Here is a 21,578-nt window from a genome sequence, read left to right as displayed (position 1 = left end):
ACGCCACGGAATGAAAAACGAACGTGCGGATCGGGTCGTAAATCATTTCTACAAACGAACCGCAGCCCTGAAAGGGCGACATACCACAGCCCGGGGTGCCAACCCCGGGAGTGCAGTCCCCGAACGAAAAGAGCCCTGAAGGGGCGGCATACCATCGTGGTTGATTTTTGCCAGAGGTGTTAGCATTTTGCATGATTATTTCGGATAAGGCCGGTAATTTGATTTTGGAGTTCGTATGTGCTTTGTTTCTTCCTTTTACGATTTATGAGGTTGCACTCAAAGTTACAGGCTTCGACCAACTCTCCCACACCCCGCCCCGCAACCTTCTGATTTTTGAATAGGCTCATATGTTTTCCGGCGGCAAACCCAAATCAGCTTCTGATTGGGGGCACCCCTCTCGAGAGGGGAGTTTTGTATCCCAAATAATAACAGCATTATAGCCCAAAAATGACATACTGATATACTGTATCATGACGCACTGAAAAAAGGGGTGCCCGGGTGAGCGTAGCGAACGGGCGGGGTGTGACAGCCGCAATGCCGGTATTCGCCACCTTACGCCACGGAGTTCTCTCGCGCCGGTTGCCCATCAATTCCGCTGTGGTGGAAAATCGGTTCGTGGCTTCGAGCAGCATCGTATCACACACCGGCCCGCCGGCATCGGGGCGTTGAAAGGGAATGGATGCTGTTCGGGTTTCATGGCCCTTCACACGCTCGTACAGGGGCCACCCCTCTCAAGAGGGGAGTTGTCAAGTCCCGTTTTAATAGTAACTTTTGTGCCCAGTTGTCATGCTCTTTTTAAACTCAACGCCACAATCAGCCCTGAAAGGGCGACATAACACAGCCCGGGGTGCCAACCCCGGGAATGCAGTCCCCGAACGAAAAGAGCCCTGAAGGGGCGGCATACCATCGTGATTGATTTTTACCACGGTTGTTCGAATTCTGGATGCTCATTGCGGGTAAGGCCGGTAATTTGATTTTGGAGTTCGTATGTGCTTTGTTTCTTCCTTTTACGATTTATGAGGTTGCACTCAAGCTCACAGGCTTCGACAAACTCTCCCACACCCCGCCCCGAACCTTCTGATTTTTGAATAGGCTCATATATTGTTCCGGCGGCAAACCCCAATCAGCTTCTGATTGGGGGCACCCCTCTCCAGAGGGGAATTTATAAGCTCAGTTTTTACAGTAACATTTGAGCCCAATTGGCATGCTCTTTTTTCGCTGGAAGCCAAGTTGGTTTCGAAGAAAAAAAAAGCAACGCATTCATCTTCGTTTTGGGGTGTTTAATCTATGACAGGGGCATTGATGTTCTCTGAGTTTTCCCCAAAAAATAATGATTGGTATGGCTTGTGGCTTGTGGTCGATTTTTTTGGGTTTTTTAAGGGTGTTGCGTTGCTGCGGCTTTTTTGGGGTGAGTTGTGGCGGTTATTTTCGGTAGGCGAGGCTGAGGCCGAGGATGCTGATGAGGAGCATGAGCCAGCTGAACCAGTCGCCGAAGCGGGCGTAGAGGGTGAGGCGGGTGTGGGTGGGGACTTCGAGTTCGAAGGCGGTGCGGGTCCAGTATTCGGTACGGGTGTGGGGGCGGCCGTCGGGGGTGATCATGCCGGAGATGCCGTTGTTGGCGCTTCGGACGACGGCGCGGCGGAGTTCGATGGCACGCAGGCGGGCGAATTCGTAGTGCTGCAGGTGTCCGCTGGTGCGGCCCCACCAGCCGTCGTTGGTGATGACGGCGATGAAGCCGGCGCCCATGCGTACGCTTTCCCGCACAACGGCGGGGAAGACGGAGTCGTAGCACACGACGGCCGGCGCGAGGGTGCCGTTGGTGGCTTCGAATACGTGCATGCGTTCGCCGCGCCCGAATCCGGTTACGTCGCCCCAGTCTAAGGGCAGGGGCAGGCGGCTGAGGGTGTGGGCGAAGGGCAGGCGTTCGACGATGGGGACGAGGCGGATTTTGTTGTAGTGCTCGAAGCTTCCGTCGGGGAAGAAGCCGACGGCGCTGTTGAAGATGTTGAAGGGCCGCCCGAGGTAGTCGGTGCGGTGAACGCGCGGGGGATCTTCATCCTGATAGTACATAAAGAATGCGGCGCCGGTGATGACGGGCACGTTCCATTGCGCGGCTTTTTGGAGGATGTGGAGGTCGTTGCTACTGCGGTTGAGTTGCGAAACCCGGCCCATGAGGGCGTTTTCGGGCCAGAACATGATGTGGGTGTTGGCGGTGACGACGCTGTCGAGCATGGCGGTGAGTTCGAGCAGGGGCGTGGTAGTGTCGTCGTAGCCGGCGAGGGGCAGGTAGGAGTCGTAGTTGGGCTGGGCGACGACTACATGGGTGTGGCCTTCAGGGGTGAAGTCGGTGCGCCAGAGGATGAGCAGGGAGAGGATGATGCTGCCGAGCCAGAGTCCGGCTGCGGTTGCGAGGGCGTGTTTGTCGGGCTTTGGAGGGTGTGCCGTGCTTCCGTTGAGGGCGGGCCTGATGCTGGTTTGCTGATCGGCGCCGAGGCCTTTTCCGGCCAGAAAGGCGATGAGGAGGGTGAGGAAGCTGACCGAGAGGAAGCCGGTGAATTCGATGTACTGCACGGCGAAGGTCCAGGTTGCCCAGGCGTTGGCGAGCACGAGCCAGGGCCAGGCGAGATCCCAATGCAGGTGCAGCCATTCGTAGCTGACCCAGATTGCGGCAGCAGCGGTGTAGGCGAAGGTGCGGTTGCTGATGCGGCGCAGGCACAGGTGCATGAGGCCAAATACGAGCGACATGATGGCGCTGTTGGCGAGGATGGCTGCGACACCGCCGATGACGGTCGCCATGGTGAGCCAGTAGGTTGTGATGATGTTCCAGAGCAGGAAGGCGGGGTAGCTGTGGTAGGCGGCTTCGCGGTAGGTGTTACTCAGTGCGGAGAGGCGCAGCATGAGGATGAAGGCCGGGAACAGCAGAAAGGGGAAGGGGAAAGGGGAGAAGCTCAGGCCCATGAGCAGGCCTGCGGCGAGGGAGAGCTGCCATTTGGACAGCCGAAAGAGGAAGTCAGGCATTGGAGGGGGTTTGAGGTTCGGGGGCTTCGGCGTAGGATTTTCCGGCAAGGATGAAGACGAATTCGCCCCGCTGTTTGGCGCGGCTTTGCAGGGTTCGGTGCACGTCCGTGAGGCTGCCGCGCAGGATTTCTTCATAGCGTTTGGTCAGCTCGCGGCCTATAGCGCACAGCCGGGCGGGATCGCAGGCTTCGAGCAGTTCACGCAATAATTTCTCAATCCGGTGCGGACTTTCGTAGAGCACGACGGTTCGTTCTTCTTCGGCTATGGCCGTGATGCGCGTTTTGCGTCCTTTTTTGGGAGGGAGAAAGCCTTCAAACACAAAGCGGTCGCTCGGCAGTCCGCTTGCGGCAAGGGCCGTGACCCCCGCTACGGGGCCGGGGACGGGCACAACCCGTATGCCGGCCTGATGTGCCGCGCGGGCGAGCAGGAAGCCGGGATCAGATATGGCAGGCATGCCGGCGTCGCTGATCAGCGCTACGGCTTCGCCGGTCCGGAGCCGTGCGATGAGGTCTTCCGTTTTGCGGTGTTCGTTGTGCTGATGGTAGGAGGTGAGGGGCGTTTCGACGCCTGAGCTTCGCAGCAGCAGTCCGCTTGTGCGGGTATCTTCGCAGGCGATCAGGGCAGCTGTTTTCAGGATTTGGAGGGCTCTCGGGCTGAAGTCCTGCAGGTTGCCAATGGGCGTGCCCACAAGGTAGAGGGTACCCGCTTCGGCTTGCTGCAACTTCGGGTCATTCGGGCTGTTTGAGGTCATCAGGTTTGTTTAAGTGGAAAACATGGGTTGTCCGAACGGGCCGGGCCCGTGGTTTCGTTTAATATTTCGTTGGGGGGACGGAAAGTATTAAATTATAAGGCTAAACACTTTGCAGACAAAACCCCCGCGTTAAAGGGGCGCAATCATACTAAAACAGCGCTTATTGCTGCAACCATCATCAAAATCATCAATTGAAATTTAAGAGGAACATCAGCCATGCCAATGGACAAATTTATACCTACCGGACTCAATCACATCACCCTGAGAGTTAATGAAATTGAGCGGGCGGAAGCCTTTTACGGGGATATTCTGGGATTAAAGCTTGAGAAAAAGATGGGCCGCAGCATGGCGGTGTACCGCATCGGCAGAGATTCTATCGTGCTTGTAGAGGCCGAAACGAGCTACAACCGCGATTCGAAGGATTACCGCGTTGATCACTTCGGATTTACCGTGTCTGATCCCGCAATCATCGATGAGCTTGCGGCTTATATGAAGGAGCGTGAAGTGACCATCATCAGCGGACCTGCGAACCGTAAGAACGGCCGCTTTCTTTTTATCTCGGATCCTGACGGAAACCTGATTGAAATTTTCCACGAAAAGTAAGGGCCGTTATCGTATCTCTATTGCCTTTATGTCTGCCCGGAAACGCTGACGCACTGCCGGCTGAAAGTCTGACAGCTTTCCCGCTGCGCGGACGTTTCGGGGCGAATTTCCTGACAATCTCACAGCTCTGACCTAAAGTGTTGCTTGGTATGAAATTTGCAGAGCTATGGCAAAAATTAAACAGCCGCTTCAAAAGCGGCTTTCTTTCTTCAACCGGATATTTACAAAACCCAACGATGAATACTGAAAACAAAACCGGCCTTGAGCCGGAGCAAGAGCAGCAGCAGACATCCGCAGAAGCAACCGAAACGCTTGCGCAGGAAGCGGATACGGCAGGTGCTGATCATTCTGAGGAAATGACTTCTGAAGATTCTGATGAAGTTAGTGCCCTGCAGGCTGAGGTTGAGCAGCTGAAAGCGCAGCTTGCGCAGAAAGAAGATCAGATTCTGCGCAAAATTGCTGAGTTTGACAATATGAAGCGTCGTACACAGCGTGAGCGGATTCAGCTTTTTGATGATGCAAAAATGAAGGCCGTCGCAGATTTGCTGCCGGTCTATGACGACCTTGGCCGCAGTTTGCAGAATGTGCCGGAGGATACCAACGCCGCCTTTGCTGACGGGGTAAAAATGGTGCACAACAAGTTCAGTTCAGTCCTTGAAAAAATGGGCGTTGAGCCGATTGATGAAACCGGCATTCCCTTTAATGTGGAACTGCACGACGCCCTGATGCGTCAGCCTGCCCCTGATGAAAACACCGAAAGCAATACCGTGCTTCAGGTGCTGGAAACCGGCTACAAACTTGGTGAAAAGGTGATTCGTCACGCCAAGGTTATTGTCAGCCAGTAAATTTAAATACACAACTTTTCTGAAAACCCGGTTTGCCGCAGCCGCGCGCAGACCGGGACAAAATCAACTTCATGAGCAAACGAGACTACTACGAAGTACTGGGCGTTGACCGCGGAGCGAGCGCCGATGACATCAAAAGAGCCTATCGCAAAAAAGCGATGGAGTATCACCCTGACCGAAATCCCGGAGATGCCTCAGCAGAAACCAAGTTTAAGGAAGCCGCTGAGGCTTTTGACGTTTTAAAGGATGACCAAAAGCGGGCGCGATACGACCGTTACGGTCATGCCGGAATGAACGGCGGCGGTTTTGGCGGCGGCGGTGCCGGTGGCGGATTTCAGGAAATGGACTTCGAAGATATTTTCAGCCGCTTCGGGGATATTTTCGGCGGTGGCGGCGGTGGTTTCGGAGGCTCCGCAGGGGGCGGACGCCGGCGTTCATCTGGCGTGCCGGGCTCAGACATGAAGCTGAATATGCCGCTCACGCTGGAAGAAATTGCGTTTGGGGTGGAGAAAAAACTCAAGGTCACCAAATTCACCAAGTGCGGCAGCTGCAATGGTACAGGTGCTGAAACCAGTGAAGATTTTATGACCTGCGGCACCTGTAGCGGAACCGGTGAGTATCGTCAGGTTTCGCGTACCATGTTTGGCTCCTTCGTGAATGTGCAGCCCTGCCCGAGCTGTCAGGGGGAAGGCCGCACCATTCGAAACAAGTGCAAGAGTTGTTCGGGCGAAGGGCGCACCAAAGGCGAAGAAACCATTGTGGTGAAAATTCCTTCCGGTGTTACGACGGGCAACTACATCACCCTGCGCGGCAAAGGCAATCAGGGCATTCGCGGCGGGGATGCCGGCGATCTTCTTGTGATTATTCAGGAAAAAGAGCACAAATATTTCGAGCGGGACGGCGATGATATTTTTTATGATCTGCAGATCAGCATTCCCGACGCCATTCTCGGCACCGAGGCCGAAGTCCCGACGCTCAAAGGCAAAGCCAAGCTCAAAATTGAGCCGGGAACGCCATCAGGCAAGCACCTGCGGATGAAGGAAAAAGGTATCAAGCGCCTGAACAGTCAGAATGTTTTCGGAGATCAGTTTGTCCGCATTAATGTGTACATCCCGACCAAGCTAAGCGATAAAGAGCGGAAAGTTGTGGAAGGTTTGCGGGAAAGCGATCATTTCGATCCCAAGCTTCAGGCTGAAAACAAGGACGGTTTCTTCTCGCGTATCAAAAACATTTTTTCCTGATCGCACGCTCAATGAATGCCTGACGCCTTCGTTGGGGTTAATCTTCACTGAACGTTAACCAACAGAACTGGTATATGAAAACACATTTTTTCGGACTTGTAAGCCTGATCGCTCTTGGCATGGCAATACTGTTTACTGCACCCGCTCAGGCGCAGAGCAGCCTTACAGAGGCACAAATCGCAGCGGTTGAATCCGCTGAATTTCGCGATTGGGACGGCAACGTGGTCCGGGTCTCAGATTTTGAAGGCAAAACGGTACTGATTGATTTCTGGGAAACCTGGTGCAGCCCCTGTCTCGCAATTATGCCCGCCCTGAACCAGCTGATGACGGATTTTCCGGATGATTTTGTCGTGCTCGCGGTCTCTCCGGGATGGAGTGATACCGAAGCGGTTGTTCGTCGTTTTATTGATCAGCATGATTACGACTTCATCTTTGTGCACGGCGATGAGCTGGCAACCAAGCTGGAAATCCGCGGTATCCCCTACAAAGTGTATGTAAGGCCTGACGGCACATTCTACAAAACCGAAACCGGATCACGCGGTCCGGAGCGGGAGTTTAACGCCATCAGCGAAGTGATCGAAAACAACCGCGGTGAGTAAATTTCTTCCGCTTGTTTTGACAATCTGAGCCAATCCTGGCTGCATTGCTGAGATTGTTTCCCAATCAGATGGTATTGAAGCCCGTTTATTTTTAAAGCGCCTTTCGGCTGTTTCGCATACGCGGCAGTCGGGGCGCTTTTTTTTTCGGGTGATGGTTACGAAGCCTGAGCGAAGGCAGGGATGCACACACAGGCATATTTATTTTTGGTGCGAAGAAGCCGAATCATCCTATCTTACTTCAAAGCTCTCAATTCCCTAACCGTTCTGTTTTTTTTCGATGGAAGCTGTCCCGTCTTTAAGCAAGACCGAATCTGAGTCCCAATTTCAGTCTGATTCGCATGCGCGAGCGTCGAAAGAGCCGTCGCCGCTGGTTTCCGTTATCGTGCTGAACTGGAACGGCAGCCATCATTTGCGGACCTATCTGCCATCGCTGTTGCGCACGGACTATGCCCGTCTCGAAATAATCGTAGCCGATAATGCTTCAGAGGATGATTCGCTCGCGGTACTTACACGCGAATTTCCGGAGGTCAGGGTGCTGGCATTTGAAGAAAATTTCGGGTATTGCGGCGGAAACAACCGGGCAGCGGCCGCAGCTTCAGGTGATTTGCTGGTGTTCCTGAACAATGATGTGCGCGTTGAACCCAACTGGCTGAAGCCGCTGACACTCCTTTTTGAGCGGTACCCCAAACTTGCTGCCGCACAGCCTAAAATCCGCTCAGACCGCAATCCGGCATTTTTTGAATACGCAGGCGCGGCAGGTGGTATGCTCGATCAGCTCGGATTCCCCTGGTGCAGGGGACGGGTTTTTGACAAGCTCGAGCGTGATGTGGGGCAGTATGATGACTACCCCGCCGAGATATTCTGGGCGTCGGGGGCCGCGCTTTGCGTGCGAAAGAAGCTCTTTTTAGAGATGGGGGGATTTGATGAGGCATTCCGTCTCCACATGGAAGAAATCGACCTGTGCTGGCGGCTGCAGCGTGCGGGGTGGGAAATCCGGCTCTGTCCGGAATCGGTTGTATGGCATTGGGGCGGGGGCAGTCTCGCACAGGGAAATCCGGTCAAAACCTACTACAATTTCCGCAACAGTCTGGCGATGCTGACCAAAAACTACCGGGAAGGCGCCTTGCTGCCCGTGCTTGCTGCACGCCTATGCACCGACGCCCTTGCCGGCATGCGCTTTTTGTTTCAGGGAGAGCCGGCCCATCAGCGCGCCTTGTTTCGTGCCTACCGCGACTTCTACCAAAACATCACGTACTGGCTCGAACAACGCGCAAGGCTCCGCGACCGCTTCAACGAAACCAAACCGCTGACAGGGTTCAGCCCCCTGAGCATTGTCTGGAAACATTTTGTTGGGTGAGATTGCGCGGATGGACCGAGGGCCGAAGATCGCGGATGATGGGAGGCGGATGAGGCAGATGGGATTGGTTACCACCGCCTTGCTTTTTGAACAGGATTTTTAGGATTATGGGATGAACAGGATGTTGTGAAACCAGCTTCCCAATCCTGATCCCCGTCCTGACCCGGTTCAATCCAGCCAAATCCAGCCTGTCTAAAACCCCGAGGCCTTCATCCCGGAAATGCTGCAAATCGGTGTTATTTTACCATCACGAAAAGATGCGCAGCATTATGCGGGATCTACCAGGCGGACGCCGCCGCGATGTAATAGCGGATTTGGGATGCCGGAACCACAAGGACCCGGTCGCAACTGAATCCCAAGTACAGGCATGGTCGCAGGCCGAAGCTGGTAGATCCCGGATAACGCCATTGTGCTGTAACGTTAATAATATTACACCTAAGTGGGTGTTTCCGGGATGACGCCGTGGGGGGCTCCGGGACATAAACACAGCACGAAATAACAGAGCGTCCAAACCAACCTCCCAAACCCCATCACCAGATCCTTCGACTCCGCCTTCGCTGCGCTACGGCTTCACTCAGGATGACAGGGGCAATTCTCAAACCCCCGGCGCGGCATGCCGCGCCGTTTGACGCGTGGCGAGCATGTAATCCTGAGCGAAGCGCAGCGGAGTCGAAGGATCTTGTTGTGCAGGGCTCGGCAGCGTTGATCCCTATCGGGGCCGGACAACCGCAGGAGATCTCTCACATGAGGCTTCAATAGGCTGCCGGGGCTTTAGTTGCAGCGTTGTCCTTCAATGCCTGGATTGCCGCTACTTTGTTTGTGTTGAATCTGACAGCATTAGCTAATCAGGGTGGCGTTACTTGTTGAGGGAACTCTACGTAAATATACCTGATAACTTGCTATTTGAGACATGGAACAAAAAGTATGGTGAGTGGTGAATCGTCACTACTATCAGAATGCTTCATTTTTATGCTGAATATTTAGTATTTTTTATTTGATATTTATTTCACTTAGCTTGGAAGCTATGCGCAACAACCATTTAACAAAACATAACGGGGATGAGCAGCTTCGGTGTAGGTTCTCTGTTCTTATTAACCGGCACAAGATGTTTGGAAACATGTTTAAGTTGGCAGTGTGGGGTGTGATGCTGTTGCTAATCGGGGTAGCGGCAGGGTACAGCAAAGTAAACGCCACTGGTATTCAGGCAGGCAGTGAAAGCTTATTTGGAACTTCTCAACAGGCACAATTACTGATTCAAAACTGGATGGTCGGAGACGGTCTGCCTGTAAATGCCGTTGTTGACATCAATCAGTGTAACCGAGGCTTTATCTGGTTCACAACTTATGAGGGTATCGTTCGGTATGATGGGGTTGAGTTCAGGACATATAACACAAGCGAATATCCCGAAATAAACACGAACCGTTTTACCTGGATAAAAGCTGATCCGTTCGATCCTGAGGTGATGTGGTTTGTGACCGAATACGGGGGCATGTTAAAAATGAAAAACGGCGTATTCACCTTTTTTAACGAAGAGAACGGTTTCACCGATGCTAAATCCTCAACGCCATTCGCATGGGACGGGAAACTCATGTTTGCGACTGAAAATGGGCTATTTTATTATGATCATGCACAAGAAGCTATGCGCCCCTTTGTGTTTCCGGCTATGGATGAAGTAAACCCCTACTTCACGAGTTATGCTACAGATCAATTCGGATCGCTCTACCTTACAACACTCAATGAGGTGATCGCGATAAATCCGCAGCGGGATGTTCTAAAGTTTGATGTGCCGGGCTATCACCCTGATCGCTCCCGGTTATTATCGTACAGGGGTAGTGTTATACTTTATGTAATTCCCAGCTTATACTACATTAATGCTGAAACATTCGAAAAAGTAGAGGTTAATGATCAGCACGACACCTTTAACGGTTTAGGGATCATGGTTGGGGATGATAGACTGTTCATTAATTCCTCAAGTGGTATCTCTGTTTTTGGAAAAGATGCAACCCTTAACCTTAACGAACAGTTTTTTGTTGAAGATTTGTCAGCAGCGGGATTATTACGTTATCAGCCGTTTAAGATAGGGGATACCTGGTTTTTTCCAACCAATAAGGGCAAGATGATTACAGCAAACGGTGTTCATTTTAATGTAATTGATCGAAATGAATACCCATTGCTTCAAAATGTTACAAAAAGTTTTCAGGATAAAGACGGAAATATCTGGCTTGCAAGTCTGTTTAACGGTCTGATTCGGGTATCCGACGCACTTGTGTATTCCATCAGAACAAGGGATGAAGCAGGAGATGACAGACTTATGGGCATTTATGAGGATAGCAGAGGTGATATCTGGATGTCAACCCGGCGGGGTCAAATTTACAGAAAACAGGAAAATATGCAGCCGCAACCTTTTCCCTTGTTGCCGGGCAGAAATCCGCTTATGGATGTGTATGTTTTTGCGAGTGATGCAGATGGCACACTGTACGCCGGAGTGAACCGGTTCGGTATAGCAAAGCAAAGGCCGGACGGGTATTTCGAATGGCTAAGCACAGACCTGCATCAGGATGTGCTTGAAATTCGGGCGCTCCATATTGCTGACGATCAAACCATGTGGGTAGGGCTATTAAGCGGGCTGCGAAAGCTACGGAACGGCGTTTCGGTTTCCTATGCCTGTCAGGATCAGATGAGCCGGGCTTTTGTACAGCAAATTAAAGCTGACGGAGAAGGCGGTCTTTGGATTGCAACGCTGCGCGCGGGTTTATTTTATCTCAACGACTCAACCGGAGACTGTAAGCACTACACAACCCGAGACGGGCTGGGGAACAACAGCGTAAGAGGGATTTACCTTGACCGCTACGATACCGGAACGGTCTGGATCGCAACCGAAGGCGGCGGCTTAACCCGCTATAAAAACACGGAGCTTAAAACTGTAAATGCATCAATGGGGCTTTTTCGTGATCTGCTCCACAACGTAACAGAAGATTTCAGAGGGCGGCTTTGGATGAGTACAAATCACGGCATTTTCTTCGTGTATAAGGAAGATGTAAATCAGCTTCTTGACGATGATAAACTTCGGATCCGCTCTACCGTATTTACGGAACGGCAGGGACTTGCAAACTCCGAAGGAAACGGGGGGTTCCAGAGCAGTTTCATCCTCAGAGATAACGGTCAGCTGTTTTTTGCTACCCAAATGGGCATGGCTTTTTTTGAAACCAATGAAATTGAAAGCGAAAGAGTATCCCCGATACCGATTATCGATCTTTTTACTTCGGAAGGTGTAGTCAGTCAGTTTCCGGATAAGCTTGTGTTGCCTGCAGGGGATGATGATTTCATGATCAATTATACCAGTATTGCTTTCAATGCGCCCGATGCCGTACGTTTTTGGTACAAACTTGAAGGATACGAAGACCGCTGGACGGCTGCCGGAAACCGTCGTATCACAAGCTATACCAACCTTCCTCCCAAAACTTATCAGTTTGTTTTAACCGCTACCGATCCCCTTGATCCTCAATTTACGCAGGCAGCCCAAACCCGGCTAATAATCACCATTCAGCCTCACTTCTATCAAACCTGGTGGTTTCGTACAGTATTAGCTTGTATGCTTGTTTTGGTACTGTACAGCGGATACCACTACCGGATTGGCGCCTACGAGCGGCAGGAAAGGCTGCTCACCCGGAAAGTTGATGAACGGACAAGCGAACTCCTCGCTGAAAAGGAAGCAGCTCTGAAGCAGCAAAGGCTGATTGCAATGCAGGCAAATGACCTCAAGCAGCTTAATGAAGTTAAGGACCGATTTTTCTCCATTATTGCACACGATCTGCGCGGGCCGTTTATGGGAATCAGGGGCCTTATTGAACTGATCCGGGATCACCGGGAGGAGCTCGATGACGAAAAGTATGAGGAAGTATTAGACCTGCTCCACAGTTCAGCAGAAAACCACAGCAAACTCTTGGATAATCTGCTGAACTGGGCCAGGATTCAGCTGAATCAGGTGAAAGTGACCCCGGCGGAAACAAATGTCAGGCAAGTAATGCAGGCGGCGGCGGCTTCATGGGAGCTTCCTGCACAAAGCAAAAGCCTCCGTTTTAACATGCAGCTATCTGACTTTCAGCTCACGACTGATCAGAATATGATTATAACCATCCTCCGTAATCTCATTAGCAATGCGGTAAAATTTTCATGGCCGGATTCGGAGATCATCCTCAAAACATATAAAGATGACCGTACCGCCGTGTTTGAAATTCAGGATTTCGGAACCGGCATGAGCGAAAAACAGCTTCGAAAACTCTTCACCCTCGAGAAAGAAGTTTCGCATAAAGGCACATCGGAGGAAACCGGTACCGGGCTCGGGCTGGTGCTCGTCAGCGATATGGTGAAAATGCTCAATGGCACGATTGAAGTAAAAAGCAAAAAAGGCATAGGCACGCTGTTCAGGGTGAAAATACCCCTGATTGAACCCGAAATAACGGCAGGCGAGGCTGAACAAAGCTGAGGCGCTTCACCGTAGGTTTTTTGAAAAAATACGGCAACCTCTGAATCCCGGCTGCACAGCTAACCCCGGCTTCTTTTTTTGGGGGGGAACTCCGAGAGCATCACTGAGCTCAATGCTGGTTCCTGACATCCCAAATCGGTCTCATAGTACCTTGCTTATTGAGGTGGTAGTACGAGGTGTTCACCCGAAATGAATTACGGTGTTCATACCGCAAATGATGATGGGGATGGAAGAAAATTCGGTATCGTGAAAAAAAATCGTGGTTACGGATAACCTGTAGAGAAAGGGCATGCCCTTTCTCTACGGTGAAACTTGCCCAACGTCGAAACACGCGAAGCCCGTGACACGGGTGACACGCGTGACACTGGCGACACTCACGACATCCGCGTAACCTTGAATTGATACGTACGATTCCGCGAGATTGGCAATCAATCACAAACAAATCGCCAAACAAAAAAAGCAGGGAGCCGTGAGACCGATTTGGGATGCCGGGAACCACCCCTGCAAACAGTGATGCTCACGGAGTTTTTCCCAAAAAAACAGAGGCTTGAAACAGCACAGCGGCCGGTATTTAGTCGCGGATGTGTGCTTGGGTTTCGGCGGGGGTGCGGGCGTAGCGGAGGCGGGGGAGGGCGACGAGGACCTCCGGTTGCGGGCTCGTGGGTATGTTTTGGTGCAGAGTGCCGCTGGGGGCGTTTGTTTCCTGATCGGCCTCGTGCGCGATTTCCGCGGGTTGCGGTTCTTCTTCGGATTTCCACCATACGATGTAGGCGACAACCACTTCTTTGAGCACGAAGCCGCGTTTCTCGTGCTGTTTCATGCGCTCGCGGTAGGCATTGGAGAAGCGCAGCACTTCTTCGCCCCTCTCGTTGAGGCAGGCTTCGCCGTTCCAGGTGAGAATCATGCCGCTTCGAAGCCGTTCGATCCGGCTGCCGCGTGACCGGAAAAAGCTCAGCCAGACATCTTTGTGCGTGAGCTGTTCGGTGAGCAGGTCGGGTTCGGGATAGCGGCGGTCGTCTTCCTGCAGGATGGCGCCATCGGGCAGGTGACGCCCGAAGGCGCGGTGTGCCGCGTGTATGCTGAGGCGGCGTTTGGCGCGGGTGAAGGCGACGTACAGCAGCCGGTGATCCTCATCGGTTTGCGGGGGGTGACCGCCATCCATCACATATACGGTGTCGAATTCGCGGCCCTTGGCTTTGTGCATGGTCGAGACGATGACCGTGCCCTCGCGCTGCCGCAGGAAGTCTTCGAGCCGGGCCTCGCGCAGGTATTGCAGCAAATCATTGCGGTAGAGCGTCCTGCCCGTACTTTCGCGAAACCCGGTGAGTACTTCGAGGCAGGTTTTGAGCACGGTGCTTTCAGCAAAGCGCATTTTCATCCGGCGCAGCGCTTCCTCCCATTCTTCCTCCCGGATCGTGAAAATGCCGTCCTCGAGTTCGAGCTGATCGAGGAAGTAGCGCAGCTCACGCAGGTCGTGCAGGCGGAAGCTTTCGTTCGACTGAATGAGGCGGGATGATACGCCCCGTAGGCGCAGCAATGAGTTGAGCAGCATGGCCTCCTCGTTGGTGCGGGTCAGGACTGCGGTCGTGCCGATCAGGCCCGCTTCGGTCACGGCCTCCGCGACAGGCAGCAGCAAGCTGCTTTGCGGCGGATACTGCGTGAGGTCGAGCTGACCCGTAAATTTGACTTTGGACTGCGTCGGCGTCTTCTTCATCCGCTGCCGGATACCCAGCACAAAGCTGTTGCTGAAATTGGTGATGATGGCCGCGCTCCGGTAGTTTTCGACCATTTCGAACTGTGCCGTGCGCTTTTTGTGATTCCAGAATTTGGCGAAGTGCTGCGAATCCGAGCCGCGAAAAGCGTAAATGTTCTGATCGTCGTCGCCCACGGCAATCACGCGCATTTCCTCGTTGGCACGCATGAGGGCAAGTACGAGCTCGAACTGATCGGCGTCCATATCCTGCGCTTCGTCAATGACGAGCACCGATTTGGTAATTTGATTGCGCTCGATCTCGCCCGAGCGGATGCGTTCGACCGTGTCTGCGATGATGCCATCCGCTTTTTCAAGGCTCCCGAGGCGTCCCGCAAGCTCGAAGCAGTAGCTGTGGAAGGTCGCGATCTTCACGAAGTGCGCAGAATTGCCGATCAGCGCTTTGAGCCTGACCTTGAACTCCGTTGCGGCAGCCCGCGAAAAGGTGAGCATGAGCAGCTGATCCTGTTTCACATCTTCGGTGAGCAGCAGGGCCGCGAGTTTGTGTACCAGCACTTTGGTCTTGCCGCTGCCCGGACCCGCCGCAACTGCGATATACGGATGCTTTCGCTCTTTCACGATTTGAACCTGTCCTGGCGAAAGCTCACCAAACAGCTTGTTGAACTTCGCCTGTGTGATGGTTCGGGTGATTTCCTTCCGGCTGCCGCCAAAATATTTGCTCAGGAAGGCTTCATTCTCCAGCTCGAAATAATCATTCACAAACAGCAGCGCGTCCTGATAGTCCCGGAGCAGCCGCTTCGCATATTCGCCCACAATGTGAATCTGCGCCGTTTTCTGCTTGTAGTGCTCCTCGAGGCGGGCGTAATCCTGCGCCTTGTAGCGGACCTGCGGATTGGTCTCGAGCCGCTCAAGGGTAAGCTTATTGTAAATAACCATGAAGCTGCCGTCAATGGTAATCGCGCCAATGCGACTCAGGAAAAACAGCGCTTCCTCGATTTCATCGGCGCTTGCTTCCGTCTGCATGAGGTCGCCGGTACTTTTCCGGTTCCAGGCTTCAAGCAATTCGAGCACGGAAAAGTCCGCCCGCAGATGGCGCACGTCTTTGTCATCAGTATTCTGCGGAGCGCCGGCGTTTGCCTTGTCAAACAGGTACTCCACCAAAAACCGGCTCAGCAGGTGCCGTTTTTGCATGGCTTCTTCAAATACTTTCGGGCGTCGGCTGAGCTGCAAAATCACGGTTTTCCGGTCGTGCTCCCAGGCATCTTTCGCATAATTTTTGACCGACCAAAAGCTGATGAGCGTCTTGAGTATTTTCAGACCCGACTTTACACCGGACTCAGTTTCCAGCGCTTCACTGAGATCCCGCAGATCATTCTCGGCCTGATACTGCACTTTGGCCAGCAGGAAGCGCTCCGTTTCGATATGCAGGTTCAGCAGGTTGAGAGATTGGTTGGTGCGGGACTCTTTTTGCAGGTATAGGGAAAGGTCTTTGGCATCAGCCAGTACATTTATTTCTCTTAGTTTCTGCACCATTTCGATAACCCGCAGCGGCTCAATGTCCAGACGGTCGGAGATGTAATCAATTCTGCTCTCAGCCAGCTCATCATCTCGTAGAATCCGGCTTTTAGCCGAGTACAGACTTTTAAGGATACGCGTTGCATCCTCGGTTTGCTTTGGGCTGAAACGTCCCGAAGCTTCGACCAGTTCTATGGCCTGCTGCGCGTTTTTGGGGATGATGCTGTCGCAGTACACCCGTGGCGAGTTCTGACGCCGACTCAGATAGCCCGACTCCTCAAGCGCCGCAATCGCGGTTTTGACCCGCGTTTCGATGTCCTCCACGCTGTCATCCCAGCCGGCTTTGCGGGCCAGCTCAAGGGCCGACTGTGAAACCGTCAGCCGGCTCTTCGTGATTTGTTTGACCGCTTTCCACACCTGCTTGATTTCCTGAATGCTGAGCTTGGTCTGATTGAGCAGCATGAAGTGCTTGTCGAGATCGGCTTCGTCAAACAGGATGTAGCAGCGCGCCTGCAGCTCAGGATTCCGTCCTGCGCGCCCCGCCTCCTGCACGTAATTTTCGAGGGAGTCCGAGATGTCGTAGTGAATCACGAGCTGCACATCATCTTTATCCACGCCCATGCCAAAGGCCGAAGTTGCAACCATAACCTGTACCTCGCCCCGCATGAAGGCGTCCTGATTCGCAGTTTTTTCCTCCTTGGATAGTTTCCCGTGATAGGGCAGGGCCGCTATGCCGTCCTTTATCAGGCGCTCCGCAATCTTTTTGGCCTTTTTTGTTCGCGAAACATACACGATGGCCGGTTCCTCATTCCGGGTCACGAGCTCGCGCATTTTTTCATATTTGCGCGCTTCATCTTCAGTCTGCCAGGCCTCGTATTCGAGATTAACCCGCCGCACCGACGACTTAAACACGCGCAGCTCCAGCCCGCAGTGCTCGCGGAAATAGCCGCATATGTCTTCAATCACCTGTTTCTTGGCCGTCGCCGTAAAGCAGGAAACGGGGATGGGCGTGCTGAGCTCCTTCAGCTTTTCGAGTTCGCGGATGAACCTGCCGATGTAGAGATAGTCAACCCGAAAATCCTGACCCCAGGCGGAGAAACAGTGTGCCTCATCAATCACGAAGCGCGTAATCTTGCGACCGGCCAGCAGCCGCGTGATGGTCGCCGAACGTAGCGATTCCGGTGAAATGTAGAGCATGCACGCCTGTCCGTTCTCGATCTGATCCATCGCCACGGCGCGCTCGATCGGGTCGAGCAGCCCGTTGATGGTCACCGCCCGCGTGATCCCCTTTTTGAGCAGGTTATCGACCTGATCTTTCATCAGCGATTGCAGCGGGGAAATCACCACGGTCAGGCCGCGGGTATTTTCGCCGGCCATAAGTGCGGGCACCTGAAAGGTGAGCGATTTCCCGCCGCCGGTCGGAAAAATAGCAAGCAGCGAATCCCCTTCGAGCGCGGCCTGCACCGCTTTTTCCTGCAGTGGCTCCCCGTCGAACGTCCGATAGGCCTGATAGCCGAAATAATGCCGCAGTCCCTGCACCGGATTCAGCATTTTGTTGCAGTAACCGCAGCCCGGTTTGCAGGGCGTATTGCGAAGCTGTTCGATCACCGCGCCCGTTTCGGGGAAATTCCGCAGCACCCAGGGTGGGGTAATGGAGTCGTTTTGGCGCGTATCCGCCAGCGCGAGCGCGTAGGCAAGCGCCACCGGCGCACGCTGTGTAAGTCCGGCGATATCCGCGTTATGACAAATTTTGTCGGCGTAGATCAGCGGGATGAGTTCGAAGGCATCCGTCAATTTCGCTTCCATCCCGAGCAGCCGGAAGAAAGCCCCGAAGCCGTCCGGATTTCCCAAAAGTCCGGCAAAAATCGTTTGCTTCACCGGATTCAGCCGGTTGAAGGCCGTCAGCTCATCATTCAGTAAATCCCGCGCCTTTTGGGCGTCATTCAGCGGGTTGTTCTGATCCGAGCCCTCAAGCCGGTCATCTTTCAGCAGCCGGTGATAGGGCTTCTCCGGAAACAGCAGCGGCGAGAGGTACAGCGTATCAATAATGCGCTCCGGCCCGAACGCCTGCAGCTCGGGCAGATGGGCGAGATACCGGTAATCATGCTGCAGGAAATTGTGTCCGCACAGAAAATCTGCCGTCGCAACAAAGCGCCCGAGCGACCGCAAATCCTTCCCGTGAAACGAAGCCCCCGTGCTGAAAACCGCCCCGGCATCGGTCACCTTCTCCCGCTGCGGATTGACCTCAGTATCAATAAAAACAACCGTTTTCGAAAGCTCCATTAAAAATTGCCGAACCTGAAGCCGGATGGCAGGTTTTTCCGGCCGCGAAAGGGGTGAAGGGTTTTGGGATGGATTATGCAAGCCTCCAAAATACCAAAAGACCCCGTAAAAAGAAGCCATTCCGGTTTGGGGAGTACGATTCAGGCGCAGGGAAGCATGTCAGGGCTTGTTTATTTTTGGGTAAAACTCCGAGAACATCAAGGGTTTAGAAGCAGATCAGGAAACCCCAAGGCGAAGATAAGTCCCTTGCTTTTTGGGGACACGAAAAACATCCCTGCGGTAAACCCATAAAAATCGGGCATTTTACAATCCTAAAGGATATGTTAGGCATTGAACCAATGCAGCCCGCCCCTGACCCCTGCAGATACGATTTCCCGCCTCAATCAACTCAAAAATTACAGTGCCCTTGCCTTTCGATATGAGATTTCTCCTCACCCTCCTCATCCTTCTGTTCACAACCCTCCCCCTCACAGCACAGCAGCATCCGGCTAAGCCAACGCTTTTACCTTCATCTGAAAAGTCAGCCCCATCCGATGTTTCGGAAACTTCCGCTTCGCTCGCCGATGTATTGCGTTTTGAAGCTGATCTCACGCAGGAAGAAACCGTCACACCGCTGTTGCACCCCTTCAGCGCCGATGAGCCCGACAATGAATTCTGGACCCTCCAAAGTATTGAGCCGGGGGTAAACGGCAATGTGCGGGTCTTGGCTTTCAGCGGCGACGATGTGTACGTCGGGGGGCAGTTTACCACCGCCGGCGGACAGCCCGCAAATCACATTGTGCGCTACAACCTAAGTACCGGCAGCTGGCACGCGCTGGGGGAGGGTGTCAATGCTTCGGTCTGGGCCCTGCAGCTTGCGGGGGATGATCTTTTTGTAGCCGGACAGTTTAACAGCGCCGGCGGACAGACCGCCAACCGAATTGCCCGCTATAATCTGAGCACCGGCACCTGGCACGCGATGGGCACCGGACTCAACGGCTCGGTGTTCGCCCTTGCTACCAATGACACCGATTTATTCGTGGGCGGCCTGTTCGTCAGAGCCGACGGGGAGATTGCCAGCCGGGTAGCCCGCTATAACATCAGCAGCGAAAGCTGGCATCCATTTGGCGATGGTGTGGACGAGCGGGTAAACGCGCTGGCAGTGAGTGGCAATAACCTCTACGCAGGCGGGCAGTTCAGTAACGCGGGCGGTCAGCCTGCAAATGGCATTGCACGATACGATCTCAGTACCGGAAACTGGCACGCGGTAGGCGAAGGTGCCAACGCATCGGTTCATACACTTTTAGCCAGTGGCGACAACTTGTTTGTTGGGGGGCAATTCACCGGTATCGGCGGTCAGCCTGCCAATTATATTTCTCGGTATGACATGGCTGCGGAAAGCTGGCATGTTTTGGGAGAGGGTGTGAACGCACCGGTGCATGATTTGGCTCTCAGTGGCGACGGTTTATGGGTAGGCGGATCGTTTAACAACGCCGGGGGGCAGTCGACGCGTGGCCTTGCATGTTTCGATACAACCTCAGAAACCTGGCAGGTGCCCGGTAACGGCGTGAGCAATAATGTGTATGCGCTGGCACTTGCTGAGGACACCCTTTTTCTCGGGGGAAATTTCACGGAGGCCGGTGAAAAATCCGCTACCAATGTTGCTTCCTACAGTATCAGTACCGACAGCTGGCAGGCCCTTTCGGGCGGTGATGGCTTCAACAGAGCCGTGCATGCTTTTGCTTCAAGGGGCGATACCCTGTTTGTGGGCGGCAGTTTTACCAAGGTTGGAAATCAAAAAGCCAGTTACGTTGCAAAATACGATACGGTGAATGATACCTGGCATCCGCTCGGGGAAGGTGTGGATCTTTGGGTATATGACCTCGCCGTGTCCGGCGATGATGTATATGTCGGCGGCATTTTTTTCTTCGCAGGCGGACAGCCGGTCAGCCGCATAGCCCGGTATAACCTGAGCAGCGGCAGCTGGCATGCCCTGGGCAGCGGCGTTGATGGCAACGTGCGTGCCTTGGTTGTTTCCGGAATCAATTTATTTGTGGGCGGTGATTTCTCAGCGGCAGGCGGAGCGCCCGCAAACAATATTGCCCGCTACGACATGATGACCGAAACCTGGCACCCGCTGGGTGACGGGGTAAACAGCGGCGTACATTCTTTGGCGGTATCCGGAGATGATCTGTATGTTGGCGGCTTTTTTTCCGGTGCCGGGGAACTGCCCGCAAGCCGCGTAGCCCGCTATGAAATCAGCACCGACAGCTGGCACGCACTCGGCGAAGGTGTTGTGAATGGCGTCAATGCCCTTGCCGTATCCGGCGACACCCTCTATGCAGGCGGGTTCTTCGTATTGGCGGGCGGTCAGTTTGCCAGCCGCATAGCCGGATATTCCATCAGTGATGAAAGCTGGCATACACTGGGCGAAGGGCTCAATAACGATGTCAGATCTCTGGCGCTTCTGGGTGCTGACCTCTATGTGGGCGGACAATTCACGGGTGCCGGCGGACAGGCGGCGAACAACATCGCCCGCTACAACACAACTACAGGCACCTGGCAGGCGCTCGGTTCGGGACTGAACGGCAGTGCGTTAGCCCTCACCGTGATTGGCGATGACCTGTACGCCGGTGGCGATTTCACCATAGCCGGGGGCCAACCGGCCTCCCGACTCGCACGCTGGTCGCCCCCACCCTTTACCCACATCGGACAGGAGCCCTCCGGCGAAAAACCTGCCTCTGTGCAGCTCGCCCAAAACTACCCCAACCCGTTCAACCCGACGACGCAGATTGCATACGCCCTTCCGGAAGCCACGGAGGTTCGGCTCGAGGTCTTCAACCTGACCGGGCAGCGTGTTGCTGTACTCGTAAATACAACGCAGCCCGCAGGCAGCTACACCGTTCGTTTCGACGCCACCGGCCTTTCAAGCGGCATCTACCTGTACCGCCTTCGGGCAGGCAATGTGATCGAAACCCGTAAGATGACCTTCATCAAATAAACCGCTGATAGTACCCCAAAAACAAGGATATACCCCCCTTTACGCCAAAACCCGACGCAAGCCATGTCCTGCGTCGGGTTTTATTTTTTTGGGAAAACTACGAGAACATCAGGAGTTTGGGAGGGATATGAGGAACTCCCCAAACGAAGATAAATCCCTTGCTTTTTTGATTCGGAGTTTCAAATCCCT

At 53.6% G+C, this 21,578-nt stretch carries 10 protein-coding genes; 7 read left to right on the top strand and 3 right to left on the bottom strand.

The features are described from left to right. Positions 1 to 1,422 precede the first annotated feature (1,422 nt). Positions 1,423 to 3,018: an apolipoprotein N-acyltransferase gene (gene lnt, locus CYPRO_RS09785; RefSeq protein ID WP_164682679.1), complete on the bottom strand. Its 1,596-nt coding sequence runs from the start codon at positions 3,016 to 3,018 to the stop codon at positions 1,423 to 1,425. Beyond that, on the bottom strand, positions 3,011 to 3,769 hold the full coding sequence (gene rsmI, locus CYPRO_RS09780; protein WP_114984443.1) for a 16S rRNA (cytidine(1402)-2'-O)-methyltransferase: 759 nt from the start codon (positions 3,767 to 3,769) through the stop codon (positions 3,011 to 3,013). The genes lnt and rsmI overlap by 8 nt, the downstream gene beginning before the upstream one ends. 216 nt (positions 3,770 to 3,985) lie before the next feature. Here rsmI and CYPRO_RS09775 point away from each other — a divergent pair, with 216 nt between their 5' ends. From CYPRO_RS09775 to CYPRO_RS09750, 6 genes are all read left to right on the top strand, one after another. Further along, on the top strand, positions 3,986 to 4,372 hold the full coding sequence (locus CYPRO_RS09775; RefSeq protein WP_240644725.1) for a VOC family protein: 387 nt from the start codon (positions 3,986 to 3,988) through the stop codon (positions 4,370 to 4,372). Between the two features lie 236 nt (positions 4,373 to 4,608). Continuing rightward, positions 4,609 to 5,217 (top strand): nucleotide exchange factor GrpE, encoded by a 609-nt coding sequence (locus CYPRO_RS09770; protein WP_164682677.1) that lies wholly within the window; start codon positions 4,609 to 4,611, stop codon positions 5,215 to 5,217. A gap of 71 nt (positions 5,218 to 5,288) precedes the next feature. Then, positions 5,289 to 6,458 carry a molecular chaperone DnaJ gene (gene dnaJ / locus CYPRO_RS09765; RefSeq protein ID WP_114985762.1) on the top strand — a complete coding sequence of 390 codons (1,170 nt, stop codon included), beginning with the start codon at positions 5,289 to 5,291 and terminating at the stop codon, positions 6,456 to 6,458. Positions 6,459 to 6,532: 74 nt separating this feature from the next. Then, complete coding sequence (locus CYPRO_RS09760) at positions 6,533 to 7,057, top strand: TlpA family protein disulfide reductase (RefSeq protein WP_114984440.1); 525 nt, start codon at positions 6,533 to 6,535, stop codon at positions 7,055 to 7,057. A 277-nt stretch (positions 7,058 to 7,334) separates the two neighbouring features. Further along, a complete protein-coding gene (locus tag CYPRO_RS09755) occupies positions 7,335 to 8,414 on the top strand; it encodes a glycosyltransferase family 2 protein (protein WP_114984439.1) in 1,080 nt (359 codons plus the stop codon). Between the two features lie 1,024 nt (positions 8,415 to 9,438). Beyond that, on the top strand, positions 9,439 to 12,900 hold the full coding sequence (locus CYPRO_RS09750; RefSeq protein WP_114984438.1) for a sensor histidine kinase: 3,462 nt from the start codon (positions 9,439 to 9,441) through the stop codon (positions 12,898 to 12,900). Between the two features lie 571 nt (positions 12,901 to 13,471). On the opposite strand, the gene CYPRO_RS09745 is transcribed toward CYPRO_RS09750, so the two are convergent. Next, entirely contained in the window at positions 13,472 to 18,409 is a 4,938-nt protein-coding gene (locus CYPRO_RS09745) for a RecQ family ATP-dependent DNA helicase (protein WP_114984437.1), read from the bottom strand. 418 nt (positions 18,410 to 18,827) lie between these two features. Between CYPRO_RS09745 and CYPRO_RS09740 the strand changes: the two genes are divergently transcribed. Then, entirely contained in the window at positions 18,828 to 21,389 is a 2,562-nt protein-coding gene (locus CYPRO_RS09740; protein WP_114984436.1) for a T9SS type A sorting domain-containing protein, read from the top strand. The last annotated feature ends 189 nt before the right edge of the window (positions 21,390 to 21,578 follow it).

The sequence above is a fragment of the Cyclonatronum proteinivorum genome (assembly GCF_003353065.1).
Lineage (GTDB): Bacteria > Bacteroidota > Rhodothermia > Balneolales > Cyclonatronaceae > Cyclonatronum > Cyclonatronum proteinivorum.
Note: the sequence above shows the minus strand (reverse complement) of the source record. Positions and strands in the feature narration are given on the sequence as shown.